General features: G+C 66.0%; 22 protein-coding genes. 10 read left to right on the forward strand and 12 right to left on the reverse strand.

The genetic code is table 11. From position 1 onward, the window contains the following. Positions 1 to 2: 2 nt before the first annotated feature. Positions 3 to 608: a TetR/AcrR family transcriptional regulator gene (locus HL652_RS21230; RefSeq protein WP_171707545.1), complete on the forward strand. Its 606-nt coding sequence runs from the start codon at positions 3 to 5 to the stop codon at positions 606 to 608. Here HL652_RS21230 and HL652_RS21235 read toward each other — a convergent pair whose 3' ends face one another. From HL652_RS21235 to mhpA, 3 genes are read right to left on the reverse strand one after another with little or no spacing between them, the layout of a single operon-like run. Continuing rightward, on the reverse strand, positions 609 to 1,685 hold the full coding sequence (locus HL652_RS21235; RefSeq protein WP_171707546.1) for an alpha/beta hydrolase family protein: 1,077 nt from the start codon (positions 1,683 to 1,685) through the stop codon (positions 609 to 611). Further along, the gene (locus HL652_RS21240; protein WP_253743981.1) at positions 1,682 to 2,551 is read right to left on the reverse strand and encodes an acyl-CoA thioesterase; all 870 of its coding nucleotides are present in this window, start codon (positions 2,549 to 2,551) and stop codon (positions 1,682 to 1,684) included. The genes HL652_RS21235 and HL652_RS21240 overlap by 4 nt, the downstream gene beginning before the upstream one ends. After that, a complete protein-coding gene (gene mhpA, locus HL652_RS21245; RefSeq protein ID WP_171707547.1) occupies positions 2,548 to 4,095 on the reverse strand; it encodes a bifunctional 3-(3-hydroxy-phenyl)propionate/3-hydroxycinnamic acid hydroxylase MhpA in 1,548 nt (515 codons plus the stop codon). Before mhpA ends, HL652_RS21240 begins: the two co-directional genes overlap by 4 nt. 144 nt (positions 4,096 to 4,239) lie before the next feature. On the opposite strand from mhpA, the gene HL652_RS21250 reads away from it, so the two are divergent. After that, positions 4,240 to 5,382 (forward strand): serine hydrolase domain-containing protein, encoded by a 1,143-nt coding sequence (locus HL652_RS21250; protein ID WP_171707548.1) that lies wholly within the window; start codon positions 4,240 to 4,242, stop codon positions 5,380 to 5,382. 27 nt (positions 5,383 to 5,409) lie between these two features. On the opposite strand, the gene HL652_RS21255 is transcribed toward HL652_RS21250, so the two are convergent. Together HL652_RS21255 and HL652_RS21260 are read right to left on the reverse strand one after the other, a co-directional pair. Further along, positions 5,410 to 6,183 carry an IclR family transcriptional regulator gene (locus HL652_RS21255; RefSeq protein ID WP_171707549.1) on the reverse strand — a complete coding sequence of 258 codons (774 nt, stop codon included), beginning with the start codon at positions 6,181 to 6,183 and terminating at the stop codon, positions 5,410 to 5,412. A gap of 24 nt (positions 6,184 to 6,207) precedes the next feature. Further along, positions 6,208 to 7,101, reverse strand: coding sequence for a VOC family protein (locus HL652_RS21260; RefSeq protein WP_171707550.1), 894 nt, complete (start codon positions 7,099 to 7,101; stop codon positions 6,208 to 6,210). Positions 7,102 to 7,251: 150 nt separating this feature from the next. Here HL652_RS21260 and HL652_RS21265 point away from each other — a divergent pair, with 150 nt between their 5' ends. Then, on the forward strand, positions 7,252 to 8,187 hold the full coding sequence (locus HL652_RS21265) for a fumarylacetoacetate hydrolase family protein (protein WP_171707551.1): 936 nt from the start codon (positions 7,252 to 7,254) through the stop codon (positions 8,185 to 8,187). A 22-nt stretch (positions 8,188 to 8,209) separates the two neighbouring features. On the opposite strand, the gene HL652_RS21270 is transcribed toward HL652_RS21265, so the two are convergent. The 4 genes from HL652_RS21270 to HL652_RS21285 all read right to left on the reverse strand — a co-directional run bounded on the left by HL652_RS21270 (position 8,210) and on the right by HL652_RS21285 (position 12,199). Next, a complete protein-coding gene (locus HL652_RS21270) occupies positions 8,210 to 8,803 on the reverse strand; it encodes a carboxymuconolactone decarboxylase family protein (protein ID WP_171707552.1) in 594 nt (197 codons plus the stop codon). A gap of 312 nt (positions 8,804 to 9,115) precedes the next feature. Beyond that, positions 9,116 to 9,901, reverse strand: a complete 786-nt coding sequence (locus HL652_RS21275) for a FadR/GntR family transcriptional regulator (protein WP_171707553.1) — start codon at positions 9,899 to 9,901, stop codon at positions 9,116 to 9,118. A gap of 9 nt (positions 9,902 to 9,910) precedes the next feature. After that, the gene (locus HL652_RS21280; RefSeq protein WP_171707554.1) at positions 9,911 to 10,939 is read right to left on the reverse strand and encodes a zinc-dependent alcohol dehydrogenase; all 1,029 of its coding nucleotides are present in this window, start codon (positions 10,937 to 10,939) and stop codon (positions 9,911 to 9,913) included. A gap of 45 nt (positions 10,940 to 10,984) precedes the next feature. After that, complete coding sequence (locus tag HL652_RS21285; protein WP_171707555.1) at positions 10,985 to 12,199, reverse strand: mandelate racemase/muconate lactonizing enzyme family protein; 1,215 nt, start codon at positions 12,197 to 12,199, stop codon at positions 10,985 to 10,987. A gap of 92 nt (positions 12,200 to 12,291) precedes the next feature. Between HL652_RS21285 and HL652_RS21290 the strand changes: the two genes are divergently transcribed. From HL652_RS21290 to HL652_RS21320, 7 genes are read left to right on the forward strand one after another with little or no spacing between them, the layout of a single operon-like run. After that, complete coding sequence (locus tag HL652_RS21290) at positions 12,292 to 13,554, forward strand: ABC transporter substrate-binding protein (protein WP_171707556.1); 1,263 nt, start codon at positions 12,292 to 12,294, stop codon at positions 13,552 to 13,554. Between the two features lie 58 nt (positions 13,555 to 13,612). Further along, complete coding sequence (locus tag HL652_RS21295) at positions 13,613 to 14,605, forward strand: carbohydrate ABC transporter permease (RefSeq protein ID WP_322843342.1); 993 nt, start codon at positions 13,613 to 13,615, stop codon at positions 14,603 to 14,605. Next, positions 14,605 to 15,483: a carbohydrate ABC transporter permease gene (locus HL652_RS21300; protein ID WP_171707558.1), complete on the forward strand. Its 879-nt coding sequence runs from the start codon at positions 14,605 to 14,607 to the stop codon at positions 15,481 to 15,483. Before HL652_RS21295 ends, HL652_RS21300 begins: the two co-directional genes overlap by 1 nt. Positions 15,484 to 15,521: 38 nt before the next feature. Further along, positions 15,522 to 16,688: a cellulase-like family protein gene (locus tag HL652_RS21305; protein ID WP_171707559.1), complete on the forward strand. Its 1,167-nt coding sequence runs from the start codon at positions 15,522 to 15,524 to the stop codon at positions 16,686 to 16,688. Beyond that, the gene (locus tag HL652_RS21310; protein WP_171707560.1) at positions 16,681 to 17,526 is read left to right on the forward strand and encodes an SMP-30/gluconolactonase/LRE family protein; all 846 of its coding nucleotides are present in this window, start codon (positions 16,681 to 16,683) and stop codon (positions 17,524 to 17,526) included. The genes HL652_RS21305 and HL652_RS21310 overlap by 8 nt, the downstream gene beginning before the upstream one ends. A gap of 46 nt (positions 17,527 to 17,572) precedes the next feature. Next, complete coding sequence (locus tag HL652_RS21315; RefSeq protein ID WP_253744003.1) at positions 17,573 to 18,118, forward strand: gluconokinase; 546 nt, start codon at positions 17,573 to 17,575, stop codon at positions 18,116 to 18,118. Next, positions 18,108 to 18,881, forward strand: coding sequence for an SDR family NAD(P)-dependent oxidoreductase (locus HL652_RS21320; RefSeq protein WP_171707561.1), 774 nt, complete (start codon positions 18,108 to 18,110; stop codon positions 18,879 to 18,881). The genes HL652_RS21315 and HL652_RS21320 overlap by 11 nt, the downstream gene beginning before the upstream one ends. A 114-nt stretch (positions 18,882 to 18,995) precedes the next feature. On the opposite strand, the gene HL652_RS21325 is transcribed toward HL652_RS21320, so the two are convergent. Genes HL652_RS21325 through HL652_RS21335 form a run of 3 tightly spaced genes read right to left on the reverse strand, consistent with a single transcriptional unit; the run spans position 18,996 to position 20,805 of the window. Further along, the gene (locus HL652_RS21325) at positions 18,996 to 19,187 is read right to left on the reverse strand and encodes a hypothetical protein (protein ID WP_171707562.1); all 192 of its coding nucleotides are present in this window, start codon (positions 19,185 to 19,187) and stop codon (positions 18,996 to 18,998) included. Between the two features lie 57 nt (positions 19,188 to 19,244). Continuing rightward, a complete protein-coding gene (locus HL652_RS21330) occupies positions 19,245 to 20,033 on the reverse strand; it encodes an SDR family NAD(P)-dependent oxidoreductase (protein ID WP_171707563.1) in 789 nt (262 codons plus the stop codon). Positions 20,034 to 20,049: 16 nt separating this feature from the next. Further along, the gene (locus HL652_RS21335) at positions 20,050 to 20,805 is read right to left on the reverse strand and encodes an SDR family NAD(P)-dependent oxidoreductase (RefSeq protein ID WP_253743982.1); all 756 of its coding nucleotides are present in this window, start codon (positions 20,803 to 20,805) and stop codon (positions 20,050 to 20,052) included. Position 20,806: the final 1 nt, after the last annotated feature.

Genomic DNA, 20,806 nt, shown 5'->3' on the forward strand with positions numbered 1-20,806 from the left:
CCATGGCGATCGCGGACGTCTCTCCATCGAAGGCCGAGAGGACACGTGCGCGGCTCCGAGCTGCCGCCGTGGCGGCGATCTCGGATCGCGGGTTCCACGGCACCACCACGCGGGACATCGCCACGGCGGCCGACTTGAGCACGGCCGCCCTGTACGTGCACTACTCGTCGAAGGAGGAAGTGCTCTTCGCGATAGCGAAGGATGGCCATGCCGAAGCCCTCGCCGTCGCGCACGCGGCGATCGCATCGTTCGACAGTCCCGTCGACCAGCTCGCCGCCCTCATCCGGGGTGTCGTCGCCTACCATGCCCGCGAGCACGTCAGCGCGATCATCATCAATCGCGAGCTCGCGGCGCTCGAGCCCGCCCATCGCGCCGAGATCGGTGCGATGCGCGACGAGATGGAAGGGCTTGTGGCCGCTGTGCTGCGCCAGGGCGTCGACGAGGCGCAGTTCTCCATCGCCGACCTGCGCATCACCACCATCGCCCTGTTGTCGATGGGGCTCGACGTGGCCCGATGGTTCCGCAGCACCGGCGAGTGGACCCCCGAGTACGTCGCCGAGTCCTACGTGACTCTCGCGCTACGCATCGTCGGAGCCTCCGCCGAATGACTATCCGCGCAACCGCGCGCGGAACCAATCGCAGATGACCTCCGTGCGCTCCGCGGAGTGGTTGTAGATGGTGTGCTCGCCGTCGTCCCAGACACGCAGCTCCGCCCGATCGGACAGCCCGAGGAACACCTCCTGCTGCTCGCGGGAGACGAGCGGATCGGCATCCCCGTGCACTATCAGCACCGCGGCGTCGGTTCGGTCCACGGGCGGCGACAGCCAGAGGGCACGCAGAATACGTTCGGCCGCATCGTCGGACTGGACGCCGAGGAGGGCGTGCGTCTGCTCCCGCGCGGCGCGGTAGGGCAGCGGCACCGGTGTGGCGGCCGCACCGTTGATGCAGCAGGCGGCGAACCGCCGATCGTGAACCGCTGCGCGCGCCGCGAGCAGTCCCCCGAAGCTGTTCCCCCAGATGCCGAACCGTCCGCTGGCCCCACCGAACGCCTCGATCGCATCGAGGGCAGCGCTGAACGCACCGTCGACGTCCGAGCCGAGATGCAGCCCTCCTCGCATCCGCGTCTCACCTTGCCCCGGCGCCTCGAGGAGCAGCGTACTCAGACCCCGCTCGGCGAAGGCCGCGGCCTGCTGGTGGAAGGCGGCGCCCCACCCGCTCTGCCCTCCGACGATCACGACGGTGGGCGCGGACTCCACGCCGGGCGGTCGCACGAGCCAGGCGGCGCAGGAACCCCCTCCCCACGGGATGGACAACCGGTCGATGCGCAGCCGACGGTCGAACCGGGCTGCGGCCTGATAGGTCTCGGAGAGCCGGTCGTAGAGCAGACGCTTGCGCTCCGTGTCGGAGTTGAACGCGAGCTGCGCGAAGTAGAAGGCCGCCGTGGCGCGACGATATCCCGCGACCGCCGTCTCCGTGTCGCCTCGGCGCGCCGCATGCTCGGCCCGTGCCACCTGTGCCTCCCCCAGCGCCGATGCGACCTGATCCCACGGCTCGTGGTCGGGAGCCGCGGTGAGGTGGGTGGCATCCCAGTGGTCCATGCCGTAGTCCAGCATGCGGGTCACCGGCATGGCCCGTCGCAGTGCCGAGCGCGCTTTCCCCGCGTCGTCGGTCGTCCTGTCACTCATGGCGTCGGCACCCTGATCATTCCCTCCTGCGCCACGCTCGCGAGCAGAGAGCCATCTCTCGCGAAGATGCGGCCAAAGGACAGCCCTCGGCCGCCGCGGGCACTCGGCGACTCCAGCACGTGGAGTACCCATTCATCCACGCGACCTGCCCGGTGCCACCACACCGCGTGGTCGAGGCTGGCGCTCTTCAGCCCCGGCGTCATCCACGGCACGCCGTGACGCCGCAGCACCGGCTCGAAGATGGTGTAATCGGTCGCGTATGCGAGCGCCGCGCGGTGCAGATCGGGGTCGTCGGGCAGCGCCCCGGTCGATTTCACCCACGCGGCCTGCGCGGCGACACGCTCGCCCTCGACGGTGAGGTAGACCGGAGACGGGATGTGTCTGATGTCGAAGGGCAGCCCGGTCGCCCAGAACCTCGCCAGGCCACGGTCGTCGTCACCGATCGACTCCGCGCCACTCGGCACGGTGTCGGGGTCGGGTACGTCGGCGGGCATCGTGACCTGATGCTCCAGCCCGCCGTCCTCGTCCTGGAACGACAGGATCGCCGAGAGGATGGGCAACCCGTCCTGATAGGCCTGGGCACGCCGCGTCGAGAACGACCTGCCGTCGTGGATGCGGTCGACCGCGAAGGTGATCGGCAGGTCCACCCGACCCGGGCGGAGGAAGTACGCGTGCATGGAATGGACGACGCGCCCGGCCGCAACCGTGCGTTGGGCCGCGATGAGCGACTGGGCGAACACCTGGCCGCCGAACACCCGTCCGAGTGGCATCCACTGACTCGGGCCGGTGAAGATGTCCTCGCTTGTCCGAGCCCCGGTATCGGTCAGGTCGAGCGCGGCGAGAAAGCCCGAGAGCGGCTCGCTCACCGGGCCGCCACCGAGAGGCTGTCGTGCAGCGATGCGAGCAGGTCGGCGATGTCGGCGACGCTCGAGGCGGTGCCGAAGACGTAGAAGTCGGGGCGCACGAGCACTGCGATGACGCCCTCCCGGGTCGCCCAGGCACGAAGCGTGTCGCCATCCTCCTCGACATCGACTCCGAGGACCGCCGTGCGCAGACCCACCCTCTCGCCCAGCTCATCGGCCAGAGCCTGCACAGCGCCGTCGAGCGGCACGAGGCTCACGAGCGTGAAGCCGTGCCCGAGCACATCGTCCGCGCGGCGGCCTCGGCCTTCTTGCGTTCTCAACCGCGGCTGGATCGCCAGATGGCCCGCCAGCCTGTCGCCGGCCCGGATGCCCGCCTCGATCGCGGGCTGGAAGGGAGGCGGGAGTTCGGTCGCCGACATCAACGCGTCCCGCCTCTGAGCGGCCCTGCCGGGATCGGTCTCGCACACCACGGTGCCGATCCGCACCGATTCCTCGATGTAGGTGACGACATGCGACTTGCGGGTGGCGGTGTACTGATCGAGCAGACGGGGGTCTGAGGAGCCCGACAGGACGAGATCCAGCATCCACGCGAGTGTCGTCGAGTCACGGATGCCCGAGCACATGCCCTGGCCGAGGAAGGGTGGCATGACATGAGCGGCGTCGCCGGCCAACAGCACCGCTCCGCGCCGGAACGTCTCAGCGACGACCGAGCGGAAGGTGTAGATCGTGTGACGGATGAGCTCGCCCTGCTCGGGGCCGATCCACGGCGCGAGCAGGCGCCAGACACCCTCCCGGGTCGCGATCTCCTCGCGGTCGTCACCGTCGACCAACATGAACTCCCACCGGTAGTACCGTGCCGACACCCGGCCCATGTGACTGGGACGCGCCGGGTTGAGCACCTGGCCCGTGTCGGGGATGTCGAGGGCGGGCGCACCGGCCAGCGGGCGCACATCGGCGACAATCCAGTCCGCTTGGAAGCCGAGATCCTGGGTGGCGATGCCGGACAGGGTGCGCACGGCGCTGTTGGCGCCGTCGGCCCCGACGACGAAGCGCCCCGTCACCGTGCTGCCGTCTGCGAGGGAGATGCCGACGCGCCCGTCACCCTGGCGCACGCCCACGACGTTGCTGTCGAAGCGCAGGTCGACGGAGGGGATGCTCCGCACCGCTCGGTCGAGGATCTCCTCCAACTCCGGCTGGTAGAAGTGGTACGACGCCTCCCACCCCGACGGTGCATCCCAGTCCCGGGGGAGGCGGGCCACCACGGTCCCGTCCGGGTCGAGGAACTCGTAGGAGTGGGCCGGATCGGCGATCCTGCTGACCTCATCCGCGATTCCGAGTGCCTGGAACACTCGCATGATCTCGTGATCGAAGTGCCCAGCGCGCGGTGTCTCGTAGCGGCCTCGCCGCCTCTCGAGCACGATCACGCGGTGCCCCGCCTGCCCGAGCAAGGCGGCCAAAACCTGTCCGGCAGGGCCGTAGCCCACGATCACGACGTCTGCGTCGAGAGAATCGGACTCGAGCGTCGGAGGAAGAACGGCTTCGGTCATGGTTGAATTCTGTTGTGCGACTTTTGTTCTGTCAAGCGGGCGTCAAAGTTAAGCAAGCGCTTGTAAACGCACTCGTCGATCACTAGGGTCGCATCAACGACGCGCAGCCGCCGTCGTGATGACTCGACCACGAAGGAGTGGCTCATGGCGACGACGTCCGACGACCGGGGCGACACCCGCATCGACACGGATCCGCGCCCCGGCCCCGCTCTGCGCAGAGCGATGGACGAAGCCCTCGATCGAGGTGAGGTCGGCCTCCAGATCGCCGTCTACCGGCACGGCGAGCTCGTCGTCGACGCCGCGGCGGGCACGGTCAGCAGTGGCGGGCCCGCCGTCGACCGCGACACGGTGTTCTTCGTCGCCTCCGCAGGCAAGGTCTCGACCGCCACGGCGCTGCACCGTCAGGTCGAGCGGGGTCTGCTCGAGTACGACCAACCCATCGCCTCGGTCTGGCCCGAGTTCGCAGCCGAGGGCAAGGACCGCTTCACCGTCCGGGATGCGCTGACCCATCGCGAGGGTCTGTCCCGGTTGCCGGAAGGGACCTGGGTCGGTGACGACTGGGACAGGATGGTGAACCGACTCGCCGCATCCGCCCCCAGCTCCGACCCGGTGGAGCGAGAGGCGTACCACGCGTTCACCTGGGGCTACGTGGTCGGCGAGATCGCCCGCCGGGTGGAGCCGGACCGCACTCCCTTCGACGACCTGGTGCGCACCCTCGTGCACGAGCCGCTCGGCATCTCCGGGGTCTGGCACCGCCTGCCCGAGTCGGAGCATCCGCGCAACGCGGTGGTCAAGGGCCAGCTCCTCGTCGGTGACCCGTTCGATTTCACGATCACCGAGGATCACGACTTCAACACTCCCCATCACTGGGGCCGCACCGACCCGAGCGGGGCGTGGATGACGGCGCGCGGCGGCGCGCGCCTGTGGTCGCTCTACGCCCAGGGCGGGGAGGTCGACGGGGTGCGGCTGCTCTCGGCCGATCGCATCCGCACCTTCCTCGAACCGCGCGACGGCGGTCAGCCGGCCGGCATCATGATCGGCAGCCGGGGGGTCATCGGACAGGGCGGTCTCATGCTCGGCGGGGCGGTTCCTCACCACGAAGACGTGCTGGGGTTCAAGGACAACGTGCTCTGGCACCCCGGTGGCGGAGGAGCGGTCGGCTTCGCCGACCTCGATGCGGGAATCTCCGCCATGATCTGCCACAACGAATACTTCGACGAACGCCCGCTCGCGGCGCATCCGTTCGCTCCGATCGTGCGGGCGATCTACGACGACCTCGCCGGGTGACACCCGGGAGGTCCGCCGGGCCTCTCGTCAGTCCGCTCGCGACGAGAGCGCCTCGCGCAGGGCACCCGCGATGTCGGAGACGCGGTCGCTCATCCGCGCCGACGGCCCGGAGACGCTCACCGCTCCGACCGCCAAACCACCGACATCGCGCAGCGCAACGGAGACCGCACAGAGCCCCGCCTCGGACTCCGAGTCGTTCACAGCGTACCCGCGCTCCCGCACCTCGGCGAGCTCGCGCTCGAGTGCGGTGCGCGTGTGCACAGCGCCGTCGGTGCCGCCCGTGAGCTCCTTGCGCGGATAGCGACGATGGAGCTCGGCGAGCGGGAGCTCGGCGAGCAGCACCTTGCCCGCGGCGGACACATGGGCGAGCTCGAACGCGCCGATCCTCGTGGCCGCGCGGATCGCATGTCGACCGTCGACGCCGTCGACGAACACGACCTCGTCGCCCCGCAGGATCAGAAGATGCGTCGTCTCACCCGTTTTCTCGGCGAGCCGCTCGAGCACGGGTCGTGCCTGCCCGCGAAGATCCATCGCCCCGACCACCCGCGCCCCGAGCTCGACGAGCGCCGGTCCGGGAGTGTAGGCGCGGCGGGCGGCGGGCTGGTGGAGGAGACCCTGGGACTGCAGCGTGGTCAGCAGGCGGTGGGCGGTCGATCGGGCCACACCGAGTTCCTCCGAGACCGCGCCCACGTGCAGCTCGGAGGCGGAGCGCAGCATCAACAGGATGCGCGCGGCGTTCATCACCGACTCGACGGCATAGGATGGGGGCGCATCGGTGGGCTCGCCGCCTGAGTTCTCCATGGCGGAATCCTAGTGCGCCATTGCTCACGCGACGCCGTCGACAACCTCCGCGGGACGCACTCCGAGACGGCGGAACCCCTCGGGCACATAGTCGGACCAGTCGTTGAACCACACGTCGGACTCCTGCCAGTACACAGGAGCGCGCAGATCGTTGTAGATGTGCTCGATGTCGGTGTACAGCTCGACCACGTTGCCCGTGTGCTCGACGTAGTACGCGGCGATGTTGCTGCCGGCGCCATGACGCACCGGACCCCAGATCAGCTTCCTGCCGAGAACGTGCAGCCGGTCCCCTAGTCGAGTGAGCTCACTCACGCTCTGCGCCCCCCAGGCGTGGTGGTGCAGCGTGCCGTCGCCTTTGATGATCGCGATGCCGTGATGCTCGCTGTTGCAGCGCAGAAAGTAGGCGTAGTCCTCACCGATGACGTCGGACACCCGGAACCCGAAGACCCTGACGAGGAATTCCTTCATCGCGGTCGGCTGCGTCGGATGGAAGTTGAAGTGGCCGTAGCGGGTGGGACCGAAGCCGACTCTGTCGATGCGCCTGTCCTGGATGTCGTGCATCACCTCGAAGACGAACCCCTCGGGCCCGACGAAGGCAAAGCTGTCGGCGACACCCAGCGGCGCTGGTCGATGACGCAGGATGCGGAGCCCCTCCGCGTCGACCCGGCTGCGCAGTTCTCGGAACGCATCGCCGTCGCGGGCGATCAGCCCGAGCGATTCGACGCCGTTCTCGCTGGACTCGATCAGGCGGAGTTCGTGGTGCACGGCAGACGCCGCAAGGTAGGTGACGCCCCGTTCCGCGGCGGTCACCTGCAGGCCGAGCACGTCGACGGCGTCGTGGATCGACGCTCCCAGGTCGTTTGTGCGCAGCGACACCTGCCCCATCGCTCGAATCAATCCCCACGGTGTCGCATCCACGGCACGTACTCCTCTCCGGTGAGCAGTCGCGTGACGTGCTCCACTCTGTTCTGCACTCCAGATCACAGACGGTCTGGCGGAATACATTGTTCCGGTTTCTTGTCTCGGATGCAAGAATGTGTTCTTGTCAGAAGAACAAAGGAGATCCTCATGAAGCTAGCCCGCGTGCGTGTCGTCGAAGACGGAGCCGAGCACCTCGTCGTCGCCCACGACGACGGACTGAGGCCGGTGCGGGGAGTGCGCGGTGTGCGCTCTCTCATCGGCGACGGCTGCGAGTCCCTCGCCGGCGCGGTATCGGAACGGGGGCTCGACGAGCCGCTCGGTGAGCAGGCCGAGATCGAGTTCCTCTCGCCGCTCGAGAGCACAGGCGCCTTCCGAGACTTCTACGCTTTCGAGCAGCACGTGAAAGCCGGACGCGCGTGGCGAGGACTGGAGATGGACCCGGATTGGTATCGACTCCCGGTGTTCTACTTCTCGAACCCGTATGCCATACAGGGGCCGGGAGACGTGCACATGACGCCCGGGTCGGAGCAATTCGACTTCGAGCTCGAGGTCGGCGCCATCCTGGGTGGAGGCGGCCGCGACCTGACGTCGAGCGAGGCTGCGCCCCTCATCGTCGGCTACACCGTGCTCAACGACTGGAGCGGTCGCGATGTGCAGAAGCGCGAGATGGGCCTGTCGATGGGGCCGGTGAAGGGCAAGGACACGGCGACGTCGATCGGCCCCTGGGTGGTGACGCCCGACGAGCTCGCCGATCGAGCGACCGCGACAGGCTTCGACCTGCGCATGACGTGCACGGTGAACGGCCGTCGGTACAGCGATGCATCCTGGTCCGACGTCTACTGGTCCTTCCCCGAAATGGTGGCCTATGCGTCGCGCGGGGCCGACGTGCGCCCTGGCGATCTCTTCGGCAGCGGGACATGCGGCACCGGCTGCATCAACGAGCTCTCTCGCACGCACAGCGCCGAGGAATTCCCCTTCCTCCGACCGGGCGACGTGGTCGAGGCGGAGATCGAGAGGCTCGGCGCATTGAGGAACGTGATTGTCGAGGGCTCCCCGGTGCTCCCCGTGCGGGCGGGACTCTGAGTCGGGTACGCGGGCGGGCGGCTCAGGAGCGATCGTCCGGCGCTCCGACGCCGAAGAGCGCCAGCATGGTCGCTAGTCCGCGGTAGTACGTGACCAGAGCGATGATCTCCATCAGCGCACGCCGGTCGAAGTGCTCCTGCAGCAGTTCGAACTGCGCGGTCGGCGCGGCCTCCCTGGCTGCGGCGCGACAGAACTCGACGAGGGCCTGCTCGAGGGAGTCGGCCAGGGGGCGCCCATGGATCACGTTCTGAAGCACGGACTCCTCCACCCCTGCGCCGCGGGCGATCGGCAGGTGGGCCCACAGTTCGAACTCCGAGTCCAACGCGGCAGCAATGGCGATCACGCCGAGCTCGCGCTGACGCAGAGACAGACAGGTCGCGGTGCGCAAGCTGGCACCAAGTTCCTGCAGCGGGCCACCGACGGAGGGGGCGAAGAGGAACAACCCGAACGGTCCCTCGAGAGACCCATCGTCGGCCTCTATTGCGAACTGACCGGCGACTCGTCTTCGCGAGTCAGCCAGGATCGTCTCTCGCAGCGTGCGAGCTTCGCGGTCGGCGGTACTCGGCAGAACTCGAGGGAACAACTCACTGAACCGCTGTGAGAAATCGGCTGACATGTAACAGAACGTACACCGCTCTGCGGAATTAGTGAGCGAACCCGCAACTCCTTGAGTGAACTGATTCATCGTGGTGTTTTGACACGTCCGCTTGAGGGTTGTGTCTCCAGGTTGTGTAAAAGAAACGCAAGTGGCAGTGTCATCGTCCGCGGACGGAGGAGCTGCGAAGAGGGTCGAACGCGACACTTTGATGCGGGTGCGCAACCCCGAGCGGGTTGTTCGACAACTCGAACGTCGGCGCAGATGAAGGGTGACGGTATAGGCGGGCGCGCGCATGGGGCCTAGTGATTGGAGGGGTGAGCAGAGTGTGGCTTATGAGAGTGCGTCTGCGACGACCTCTTCGAGGGAGGCGTTCGGCCCGAAAAGGGCCTGTACTTTGCTTCGTGCGACTCGTTCGACGGACTTCTCGTAGTCGTCTCCGAAGAGCGTTGCAGCGAGGCGGATGTGTTTACCGATGAGCGCGGCCGCTTGTTCGCCGTCGCGCGCCTTCAGCGCTTGGAGTGCGTCCTCGTGGAGGGGTGCGCCCTCGCGCATGACGTCTTTGTCGTCGAGGCTTCGGAGCATGACTTCGAAGGCGAGGGGGGCGATGGAGCCGAACATCATTTCGAGGACGGGGTTGTGCGATGCGCGTGCGATCAGTGCGTGGAACGCGATGTCGGCCCGGGCTCGATCGATGATGCCTCCGGGGGAGTTGAAGGCGTCCAGTGCTCGTGACAGTTTGTCGAAGTCGTCGTCGGTGGCGTTTTCTGCGGCGAGTCGCGCGGCCTTCTCCTCCAGCATGACGCGGGCTTCGACGAGTTGGCGGATTGTGGTGCCGCTGCGTCGGCTGACAGCGTCCAAGGGGCGAGCCCAGTCGAGGGCACTGGGCTCTCGGAGGTAGGTCCCGCTGCCAGGAGCGACATGGAGGAGCCCGCGCTCTCGCAGTCGTTGGATGACTTCCCGTACCACCGGACGTGACACGCCGTAGGTCTCGGAGAGTGCTCGTTCGGAGGGGAGTCGGTCGCCGGGCGCGAAGTCGCCTTCAGTGAGGGTGTGCTCGAGCTCGGTGAGGAGTTCCTCGCGGCTGATGGGCAGCTGGCCGAGCCTCTTGCCGTTCATGACGTCACCCTACTCACCTGCGATTCGGACGAGCATCTTGACCACGCCGCCGCCTGCGAGCGTGTCTAAGCCGGCGCCGATGTCAGCGAGGTCAGTCTCGTGTGTTATGAGGTCGGAGACGCGGACATGGCCGTTGGCGAGGAAGTCGACTGCTACCTGGACGTCGTCGTCCCACATGTGTGCCGCAGAGCCGATGATCCTCTTCTCCGCTAGGACGACGTCGAGGATGTCGATCGGGTCGGCGTGAGCCGTGACCCCGAGGAGGACGATGGTGCCACCTGGTCGCGCGAGGGAAGCGGCTAGTGCCGGAGTGTTCGGACGCCCGGCAGACTCAACTACGAGGTCAGCGCCGCCGCGAACAGCCATGTCGCCAATAGCTCTGCGCTGCAGCTGTGTCGAGTCCTCATCCCATAGAGGGACGGCCCCGCTTGCGATGATGTGTCGATGACGATCTCGGCGAGGTTCGACCACTATTACCTTCGCTGCTCCCATGGCGCCTGCGACTCGGGCGGCCAGGATGCCGACGGGACCGCCGCCAACGATGATGACGTTGCTGCCCGGAGTCATCGCTGCACGACGGAACGCTCGCACTGCGACGGCGAGAGGTTCAGCCAGGGCTGCATCTCGAAGTGTCACGCCTGCTGGCACCGGTACGAGTCTGTGCGCTGATGCGCGCACGTGGGTGGCGAGGCCGCCGTCGACGTGTTGGCCGGTTACGACGAGTTGCTGGCAGCGTCCCTCTTCGTGGTGGAGGCAGTGGAAACAGGATCCGCAGCCGGTGACGACATCGACGACTACCGGGGTGCCTACGGGCGGGCCGGATCCATCGCGGGCAGCTGCGGAGACGCGGCCGGAAATCTCGTGCCCGAGTATGACAGGTGGTCGGGCGACTACGGGTCCTTCCCGCCATTCCTCCAGGTCGCTCCCACATAGACCCACGTAGGCGACGTCCACCAGCGCTTCATCATCCCCGAGTTCTGGGATGGGCCGCTCTTCGAGGGCAATATTGCCCGGGCCGTACCAGCGTGCTGCCTGCATTTCGGGTTCCTCCTTCCGTCCCCAATGTGAAGCTGTGGGCTCGGCTCAGGCGTCGATGAGATCCGAAGCGGCGACTTGGGACGTCACAATTGTGGTCCCTTCCCGGCTGAGAACGTCGTCTCGTAACCGGATGCCGAGACCCGGAGCCGAAGGCGCCCGCACGACACCATCGGTCACCTCCGCCCCACCCTCGACGAGAGATCCGTACCACCCCGCATACGCGGCCCGTACTGTCTCCTGAACGAGCACGTTGGGTGCAGCGGTCGACAGATGTACGCACGCCGCAAGCGCCACCGGCCCGGTGCAATCGTGTGGAGCGACAGGGATGCCCTTGGCCTCCGCCAGCGCCGCCACCTTGCGGGCGACGGTAAGTCCGCCGCACCAGGTGGTATCGACGGTCACCACGCCAGCTGCTTCTTCCTCGAGCAGTCGATCGAAGGCGGGGAGACCGCCCAGCGTTTCGCCCGCGGCGATGCGGATCGACGTGGCCGCGGCCACCCGAGAGAGTCCTCTGCTGATGTCACTCCGTACAGGGTCTTCGGCCCAGTACGGCTCGAACTCCTCGAGCGCCCGGAGGAGTCTGCTCGCGGAAGGCACGTCCCAGAGTCCGTGAAGCTCGACCATCACGTTCATATCCATCCCGACCTCCTCGCGGATACTGGCGAGCCGGTGCAGTCCGTCGGCGATCTGTCGACGTGAGAAATCGGTGCCCCGTGATGCCTCGGCTACGGCATCGAACGGCCAAATCTTCATGCCGGTGATCCCCTGGTCGAGCAACTCTCGCGCCAGTTCGGCGGGGCGAGTTATCGCCGAGTGGAGGTCCTCGTAGAGTCCTTCGCGAACACCCCAGTTAGCGACGGACTGCCCCGATGAGCTGTTGACGTATAACCCGCCTGCGCAGGTGTTGTAGATGGGGATCTCCTCGCGGGTGGCCCCACCCAAAAGGTTGTAGACCGGTTGCCCGGTGGCCTGACCGAGCAGGTCCCAGAGAGCGAGATCGATCGCGGATCGTGCACGCGTCTCGACTCCAGAGCCTGCGTAGCCCACGTAACCCTCCAGCGACTTCGAGATGTGCTCGATGCGGGCGGGGTCTTCACCAAAAAGCCGTGGGGCGGCAATGGAATGGACATGACGCTCCACCGCTTCGGAGCCGTAGAACGTCTCGCCCAAGCCGACGAGTCCTTCATCGGTGTGCACGCGTACGTAGAGCAGGTTCGGGAACGCTGCTACCCGCACCGTATCGACGCCATTGATCTTCATTGATAGTCCTGTCAGTTGGTCAAACCGGTAAGACCAATGTAGCATGCTGTTTCACACAGCGCCGAGCTGTTCCAGTCACGAAGGAGTGTCAGATGCTCAACAAGAGGTACGCGGCTCACGTCGGTATCGCAATCGCTGCGACTGCAGCTGTCCTGCTCGCAGGATGTTCCGCCGGGGGAGGGGAAGCGAGCGAAGACGGCGAGGTCACCTTGACGTTGTCGACCTTCGGAAACTTCGGATATAGCGATGAGCTGATCCAGAAGTTCGAAGACGAACACCCCGGCATCACCGTGCAGCACGACATCGCCCCGGGCGCAAGCGAAGCCCGACAGAACACCTTCACCAAACTCGCCGCCGGGTCGGGCCTTAGCGACGTGATCGGCGTCGAGATCGGCTGGACCACAGAGCTCCGCGAATACGCCGACAAGTTCTACCCCGCGACCGAGAGCGACTTCGGCCCATGGGTAAAATTTCAGACGGACCCCGTGACCACCGAGAGCGGTGAGCTCTACGCGTACGGTGTGGCCACCGGCCCCGAGGCGATCTGCTACCGCTCCGACCTCCTCCAAGCGGCGGGCCTGCCGACCGACCCCGCCGAGGTTGCTGGGCTGTTCGGCAGCTGGGATGACTACTTCGCAGCCGGTGAGCAGTACGCGGCCAACGGTGGGAAGGGATGGTTCGACTCGGCGGTCACCGCATTCCGTGCGCAGATCGAGCAACTGGAATACCCCTATCAGGACGAAGACGGTGAGATCACCGCGACAAGCCCGGAGATCGAGGAGATCTTCAAGACCACCCTCGGCGTCGCACCGCAACTGTCCGCGCATCTGGAGCCGTTTACCGACGACTGGGCAGCAGCCACGGCGAACTCCGGATTCGCGACCATGGCGTGCCCAAGCTGGATGCTCGGGCTGGTGGAAGGCAACGCACCTGATGTGGAGGGTTGGCGCCTGGCGGACGCCTTCCCCGGCGGAGGCGGCAACTGGGGCGGATCGTTCCTCGCCGTCCCCAAGCAGAGCCAGCACCCCGAGGAAGCTGCTCTCCTGGCCTCGTGGCTAACGGCACCGGAGCAGCAGATCGAAGCCTTCAAGGTCGCAGGCCCGTTCCCGAGCCGCGAGGAGGCATTCGACTTGCCCGCACTCACCGAGGTCACCAACCCCTACTTCGGTGACCAGGCCGTGGGTGAGATCTACGTCAACCGCTCTGAAGCGATCGACACCGTCGCCTACAAGGGCCCTCTCTTTGCCCAGATCGAAGACCTGGTGACCAACGCGATCGTCCGGGCCGACACGGGCAAGCAGTCGGTCGACGATGCATGGAACCAGTTCGTCGACGAAGTCAACGGACTCAACTAACGGCCCATTGGGGTGGGCCCTCCGCGGGCCCACCCCAATGTCCACGAAGGACCACGCCATGACAACTCTTCGCCCGTCTCACCGCGAGTCGCCCGAGAATCACCAAGCGTCGCCCCCGCAACCAACGCGCGCGCTCTCATCCCGATTCGCGCGATGGGACAAGAAGTACTCCGCGTACGTCTACATCCTGCCGTTCTTTGTTCTTTTCGCTCTCGTCGGAGCGATCCCGCTCGCGTACACGGCATGGGTGTCCCTGAATGACTGGAGCCTTATCGGCGGCCAGGGAGACTTCATCGGATTCGACAACTATGTCGCGGTCCTCGGTGAACGCAACTTCTGGATCGCCCTCCGGAACACGCTCAGCATTTTCATCATCCAGGTCATCCCGCAGCTCGTGATCGGACTCGCCATCGCGGCAGCTCTCGACCGCAATCTGCGCAACGGAACCCTGTGGCGCATGGGCGTGCTCCTTCCCTTCATCGTCATGCCGGTCGCCGTCGCACTCATCTTCAACTCGCTCTACGGCGACCAGTACGGCCTCATCAACACCACCCTCCAGAGCCTCGGCCTGCCCACGGTCGGATGGCACTCCGACGTCCTCCCCAGCCACATCGCGATCGCAACCATGGTCGACTACCGGTGGACCGGATACGCAGCCCTGATCCTCCTCGCCGGCATGCAGGCCATCCCACGCGACTACTACGAGGCTGCAACCCTCGACGGTGCCGGATCGCTTCGGCAGTTCTTCTCAATCACCATCCCGCAGCTCAGAGGCACCCTGATCTTCGTCATCGTGACCGCCACCATCGGCGGACTGCAGATCTTCGACGAACCGCGCCTCTTCGACGACCAAGGCCTGGGAGGCCCCGACGGGCAGTGGCTGACCCTGACCCTCTACCTCTACAAGCTTGGCTGGAACGACCTCGACTTCGGTCGCGCCTCCGCCGTCGCCTGGCTGCTCTTCTGCCTCATCGCGATCATCGCCTTGATCAACCTCTTCATCACCACGCGTATCGCCTCAAGCGCACGCCGCAAACGAAAGGGGGAGTGATGTCCACTCCTCGCCTCGTCCCTAATCCCACCAAACGTCGCCGCAACCTCACCGGGGGCCGACGAGCCGGCTTCGGCTCCTACGCGTTCCTCGCCCTGTGCCTCGTCATCGGATTTCTTCCCTTCTACTGGTCGTTCCTCATCGGCAGCGGGGACTCCGGGACGCTCAGAGACCCGAACCGGTCCTGGATACCCGGAGCGAACTTCCTCGAGAACGTGGGGGAGGTGATCAACAATCCGACCGTCAACTTCTGGGCGGCCCTGCGCAACAGCATCATCGTTTCCGTGACCGTCGCCGCATCGGTGGTGTTCTTCTCAACGCTGGCCGGCTTCGCCTTCGCCAAGCTCAAGTTCCGTGGCCGAGGATGGCTGCTCACCGCGGTCGTCGCCACCACCGCGGTACCCACCCAGCTCGGTGTGGTGCCGCTGTTCATCATCATGTCGGAGCTGGGCTGGACCGGCACGATCGGGGCGGTCATCATCCCCAACCTTGTCACCGCCTTCGGAGTGTTCTGGATGACTCAGTACTTAGGCCAAGTGCTGCCGGATGAGCTGATCGAGTCCGCTCAGGTCGATGGTGCAAATAGCTTCCGCACCTTCTGGCACATCGTCCTGCCCAGCGCCCGGCCCGCGGCGGCGATGCTCGGGCTGTTCACCTTCATCGCCACCTGGACAGACTTCTTCTGGCCATCCATCGTGCTCGACGCCCGAAACCCGACGCTCCCCGTCTCGCTCCGCCTCCTCCAAGCGAACTATTTCGTCGACTACTCGATCGTCCTCGCGGGCGCCCTCATCGCAACCATCCCTCTTCTGCTGCTCTTCGTCCTCGCGGGCAAGCAACTCGTGAGCGGGATCATGCAGGGCGCCGTCAAGGGCTGAGCCCACGCACCGTCCACATCAACCGAGAAAGATTACTCATGAACATCCCTGCCGCTGAGCCTTACGCCATCACGATGTGGGACTTCTCCTGGCTCGAGCGCCGTTGGCCCGGCGCCGGATACGAAGACTGGGACGAAGCGCTGAGTCAGCTCGTCGACCGCGGCTACAACGCCGTGCGCATCGACGCCTACCCCCACCTCATCGCCGCCAACCCCGACCGCGAATGGGAGCTGTTCCCCAACTGGGACACCCAATCCTGGGGCGCCCAGTCGAATGTTCGCGTGCGGCCGCTCCCTGCACTGACCGAATTCCTCAAACGTGCCCGCCACCACGGCGTGCGAGTATCGCTCTCCAGCTGGTTCCGCGAAGACGTCGCCAACACCAGGGTGCATTACGACACCCCCGAGCGCTTCTCCGACATGTGGATCACCACACTGCGTCACATCGAACAAGAGGGGCTGCTCGACACCCTCCTCTTTGTCGATCTCTGCAACGAATACCCCCTCCGCGTCTGGGCGCCATGGCTCTACACCGAGCGACTCGCGCAGAACGTCTTCCGAGCGAGACGAGGCGACCTCGCCGATGCTGTGCCGCCGGAAGCGAGCCGCACCGAGGCGTGGGTCGCGGAGTGGATGAACGGCACCATCGACCGCGTGCGCGCCGCCTACCCCAACCTGAAATACACGTACTCGTTCTCCAGCGAACTAGCCACCTGGCGCGACCAAGACGTCTCCAGCCTCGATCTGCTGGAAACCCACATCTGGCTCGCCAACAACGAGTTCACCGACTACTACGACAAGGTCGGCTACCGCTTCGAAAAGTTCTCGCCCGCCGGCTACGACAACGTCGTCCAGCGCGGCCGCGAGGAGTACTACCGCGGGCAAGAACAATACGACGCGTCCCTGTTCCGGATGATCGACAACGTGGCGGACTGGTCGCGCGCCACCGGCAAACCGCTGGCCATCACCGAATGCTGGTCGCTCGTCGACTACAAAGACTGGCCGGGCCTGGAGTGGGACTGGATCCTGGACATCAACGCCCGCGCCGTCGAGTACGCTCTCGGCACCGGGCGGTTCGTCGGGCTAGCGACCAGCAACTTCTGCGGCCCCCAGTTCGTGGGGATGTGGCGAGAGGTCGACTGGCACCGCCGGCTGACGACGGCGATCAAATCGGCCTCCATCGATGAGGACCTCCGGGGTGCCTGACGCCGAACAGTGGACCGACCCCGTCACCGTCCACGGCGAGGGACCGATCTGGAACCCTCTCGTTCAGCGATTCCAAGCTGTGGACATGCTCGCCGGCGACGTCCTGACAATCCGTGATGGCCAGGTGACAGATCGCACACATGTCGATTCGATCGCGGCCGCCATCCGGCCCCGGGCCATTGGGGGGCTGATCGTGGCCGGAGAACACGACGTCTTCCTTCTCGACCCAGACACTACCCAGCACCGAATCAAGGACGCTGGCATCGCCGCCGGGGCACGTTTCAACGAAGGCACGTGCGCGCCCGACGGCAGCTTTTGGTGCGGTTCAATGGCCTACGACGCTGCGTCCGATGCAGGCATTGTCGTCCGTCTAGACCCGGAAACCCTGGAGTTCACTCGTGTCGCGTCCGATGTGACGATCTCCAACGGCCTCGCCTTCGAGGACACGAATACCGCGTACTACGTCGACTCCGCCACCAAACGAATAGACCGCCTCCGTATCGCGGGCGATCGCATTCAGGCGCGCGAGCCGTGGGTTGACCTCCGTGACATCGAGGGAGTGCCCGACGGGATCTGCCTGGACGCAGAGGGGGGCGTATGGGTTGCGCTGTTCGGAGGCGGCGCGGTGCACCGATACGACAACAACGGCAACTGGACAGAGATCATCCATCTTCCGGTCGCCCAGGTCACGGCCTGCACACTGGGAGGGCCCGATGGGCGCGAGCTCGTCATCACCACGTCCAAGCTCGGGGTGGAAGACCACGACGGCCCATCGGGGGCGTTCTTTCACGCCACCGTCGACGTACCAGCCGCAGCCCCTCACCTGTTCGGCGCATAGGGAACCCGCGTTGGACTCGACTGCACCGTCGATTCTCCGCCACATTGTGGTCTCAGGTCCCGCCGGCAGCGGTAAGAGCACGGTCGCGAGAGCGCTGGCCGGGGAACGCAGGCGGGTGTTCATCGAGGGAGACGACCTGCACCCGGAGGACAACGTCGGGAAAATGCGCAACGGCCGCCCACTGACCGACGACGACCGGTTGCCATGGTTGCGAGCCATCCGCGCCGAGCTCGATCGCCGGAGCGCGCAAGGCGAGTCGGTCGTCGTGGCTTGTTCCGCCCTTCGACGACAGTATCGAGACCTGCTGCGGGGGCAGGCGGGCGACGTGTTCATCGTCCAGCTCGTCACCGACGTGGCCACCCTGAACGAACGAGTGGCCGGCCGGGCCGGCCACTTTATGCCCTCCATCCTCATCCAGTCCCAGATTGCCGCTCTCGAGCCCCTCGGACTGGACGAGGTAGGCGCGGTGATTCGCGCCCACCTCCCACCCGACCGTGTCCTGATGGAAGTCGAGAAAGCACTCGCTCATCTGGGCCCAGCCTCGACGCGGCTCAATCAACCCGACGACCGGCGTATTGACTATGACCGGTAGCGAAGTATCGCAGCGACCACGCGTCGATTCCGCCCCTCGGTTCGTTCTAGTCACTGGTGCCGGCGGTGGCATAGGACGCAGCGTTGCGCTCGCGTTCGCAAAACCTGCCGCCCACCTCGTCTTAGTCGGCAGGTCGAGGTCTGCGTTGGATCAGACGGCCCAGCTCGTCACCCGGGCGGGGAGTCACGCGACTGTTCTCAGCCTCGACGTAACCGACGCCGAGGCGTTCGCCTCCGTTTCCGGTGCGCTGCCCCACCTCGACGTGTGTATCAACACAGTCGGAGTGATAGAGACAGCTGCGCTCGGGGACATGGACGACGACGCATTCAGCAAAATCCTTGACGTCAATGTGCGCGGTCTGTGGCTATCAATGAAGAACGAGATACGAATCATGCGAAAGTCGGGCGGCGGCACGATCATCAACATCGGCTCCAACGTGGGATCACGCCTCACCCGCCCCGGGATGGGAGCGTACGCCGCGTCCAAAGCAGCTGTCAGTTCTCTCACTAAGACAGCGGCGCTCGAGGAACTGCCGAATGGTATTCGGATCAATTGCATCTGCCCCGGCCCCGTGGATACACGCTTGTCGTACCGACCGGGTGAGGACCGAATCACTCGCGACACTCGGCTCAGCTCGTCCAACCCGTCCCGGCGAGCCGCGGCCCCGGCCGAGATAGCGGGCGCAGCCGTATGGCTTGCCTCGGCGGACGCCGCTTACATCGTCGGGCAAGAGATCGTTATGGACGGCGGCGCTTCCATCTGAAATGAGCAAGACGGTGATCGAATACCGCTGGTCCACCGCGCAACCGAGCGTGAACATCCGATGTGTTGCCCCGGCGGATTCGCGACCGCCACGCGTCAGTAGGGAGGGGTGGCGTCACTTGTCGCTGGTGCCCGCGGCGAGTCTGCTGGACACGATTTCGCGCCGGATGGTCATGTGTCTGACGCTGGGGAGCGCAGCGAGCTGGCGGCAGCTCATCACCTGCTCGTCACGCAGCTGCTCGACAATGAGCTCGCGGCCCTGCTCAGAGGTGACCGGGACGCGCTCGGCATCGGTATGGATGCTCATGATCGGCCATAGGTCTGGAGCCGGGTGTGGCTCTCGATACCGGATGCGCCTGGCGGGCTATTTGGAAGTGGCTCTGCCGGGGATATGGCTGAGGATCGATTTCGAGAATCCGCCGTCGACGCAGACGTCTTGACCAGTAACGTAAGCGGCGAGGGGGCTGATCAGGAACTCGATGACGTTGGCGATGTCGAGCGGGTCGCCGATCCGGCCAAGAGGGATGATGTCCGTTCGAGCCTTCTCGATCACCGGGTCGAGATAGACCTTGTCCGTCATGCCGGTTCGCGTCATCCCGGGGGAGACGACGTTCACGCGAATGCCGTCGCATGCCCATTCAAGAGCGAAGGTCTGGGCAAGGAGCGTCAGCGCGGCCTTCGTGGGACTGTACGGGCCGGAGCCCGCGTGCGGTTGCTGTCCCGACATGGACGAGGTGAAGCACGCCGCGCCTTGACTGGCCGCGAGGTGCGGGTGACTCGCCTTTGCCAGGAGCCAGGCCGACCGCACGTTCACGGAGAACATCGCGTCCCAGTCCTGAAGTGAGGTGTTCGTCAGCAGGCCCGGATCGGCTATGCCGGCGTTGGCGACGAGCGCGTCCAGGCCCCCAAACTTCTCGGCAGCCTCGTCTACCAATCGGCCTGGCACGGCCGGGTCGGAGAGGTCTCCGACGAGCGCGATGGCATCGCCTCCCATCTCCTGAATCTGCTGGACGACGCGTTGCTGCTGCGGGCCGGACCTGTTGCCGCACACGGCGATGTGAGCCGCCTCGCCGCGACTCAGAGCTGACTCGGCGATTCTGACGCTGACCGCGGCACCGATCCCACTGCTTGCGCCGGTGACCAGAGTTCTCATCGATAGCCCTTCCTCGTCAGCTGCCCATCCCCAGGTGTGCTCCTCCTGCGACGTCGAGGCTGACGCCGGTGATGTATCGGTTGCGAGGATCCGCGAGGAAAAGGGCCGCGTTCGCGACCTCCTCGGGCCGGGCGAAGCGCTGCATCGGCAATTGAGCTGCGCGTTCGGCGCGCGCCCGATCCGCTGCGTCGGCGTCGTCGCCTGACGCGTCGGCGAGCTGCGCCCACATCGCGGTCTCGACGGGGCCGGGCGTGATGGCGTTGACCGAGATCCCGGATGGTCCGAGGATCTGGGCCATCGACCACATGATGTGGAGCACCGCGATCTTGCTGGCGTTGTACGGCAGGTACGCGCGGCGGGCTTCCTTCGCGGCGACGGAGGAGAACAGCAGGATGGTCCCTTTGGTGCCGGTGTCGAGCATCGCCTGACCGGTTTCCCTGACGATGGTGAAGGTACCGGTGGTATTGATGCTCATGATCCGTTCGAACTCAGCCGTGCTGGTTCTCATCGGATCGGGAGTCTCGCCCAACACCCCGGCGGCGTGGACGAGGGCATCGATGCGCCCGTGGGTGGACACGATGCGGGAGATCGCGAGTGCGACCGCGGACTCATCGGTCACGTCCAGGCTGTGATATCCGCTCAACGTCGACTGGCGACCGACGTCACTGCGATCTGCGCCGATCACCGTGGCACCGGCGGTCGTGAACGATTCGACCATGGAGGCGCCGATGCCGCCGTTGGAGCCGGTGATGAGAACGATCTGGCCGGTCATC

It is taken from the genome of Herbiconiux sp. SALV-R1, from assembly GCF_013113715.1.
GTDB lineage: Bacteria > Actinomycetota > Actinomycetes > Actinomycetales > Microbacteriaceae > Herbiconiux.

Coding starts and splice junctions, on each gene's coding strand:
- HL652_RS21265 (WP_171707551.1), top strand. CDS start 7,252: ATGAAGCTAGCCCGCGTGCGTGTCGTCGAAGACGGAGCCGAGCACCTC.
- HL652_RS21325 (WP_171707562.1), bottom strand. CDS start 19,187: ATGAGCATCCATACCGATGCCGAGCGCGTCCCGGTCACCTCTGAGCAG.
- HL652_RS21295 (WP_322843342.1), top strand. CDS start 13,613: ATGACAACTCTTCGCCCGTCTCACCGCGAGTCGCCCGAGAATCACCAA.
- HL652_RS21230 (WP_171707545.1), top strand. CDS start 3: ATGGCGATCGCGGACGTCTCTCCATCGAAGGCCGAGAGGACACGTGCG.
- HL652_RS21255 (WP_171707549.1), bottom strand. CDS start 6,183: ATGGAGAACTCAGGCGGCGAGCCCACCGATGCGCCCCCATCCTATGCC.
- HL652_RS21330 (WP_171707563.1), bottom strand. CDS start 20,033: ATGAGAACTCTGGTCACCGGCGCAAGCAGTGGGATCGGTGCCGCGGTC.
- HL652_RS21270 (WP_171707552.1), bottom strand. CDS start 8,803: ATGTCAGCCGATTTCTCACAGCGGTTCAGTGAGTTGTTCCCTCGAGTT.
- HL652_RS21285 (WP_171707555.1), bottom strand. CDS start 12,199: ATGAAGATCAATGGCGTCGATACGGTGCGGGTAGCAGCGTTCCCGAAC.
- mhpA (WP_171707547.1), bottom strand. CDS start 4,095: ATGACCGAAGCCGTTCTTCCTCCGACGCTCGAGTCCGATTCTCTCGAC.
- HL652_RS21250 (WP_171707548.1), top strand. CDS start 4,240: ATGGCGACGACGTCCGACGACCGGGGCGACACCCGCATCGACACGGAT.
- HL652_RS21280 (WP_171707554.1), bottom strand. CDS start 10,939: ATGCAGGCAGCACGCTGGTACGGCCCGGGCAATATTGCCCTCGAAGAG.
- HL652_RS21235 (WP_171707546.1), bottom strand. CDS start 1,685: ATGAGTGACAGGACGACCGACGACGCGGGGAAAGCGCGCTCGGCACTG.
- HL652_RS21320 (WP_171707561.1), top strand. CDS start 18,108: ATGACCGGTAGCGAAGTATCGCAGCGACCACGCGTCGATTCCGCCCCT.
- HL652_RS21305 (WP_171707559.1), top strand. CDS start 15,522: ATGAACATCCCTGCCGCTGAGCCTTACGCCATCACGATGTGGGACTTC.
- HL652_RS21275 (WP_171707553.1), bottom strand. CDS start 9,901: ATGAACGGCAAGAGGCTCGGCCAGCTGCCCATCAGCCGCGAGGAACTC.
- HL652_RS21300 (WP_171707558.1), top strand. CDS start 14,605: ATGTCCACTCCTCGCCTCGTCCCTAATCCCACCAAACGTCGCCGCAAC.
- HL652_RS21335 (WP_253743982.1), bottom strand. CDS start 20,805: ATGACCGGCCAGATCGTTCTCATCACCGGCTCCAACGGCGGCATCGGC.
- HL652_RS21290 (WP_171707556.1), top strand. CDS start 12,292: ATGCTCAACAAGAGGTACGCGGCTCACGTCGGTATCGCAATCGCTGCG.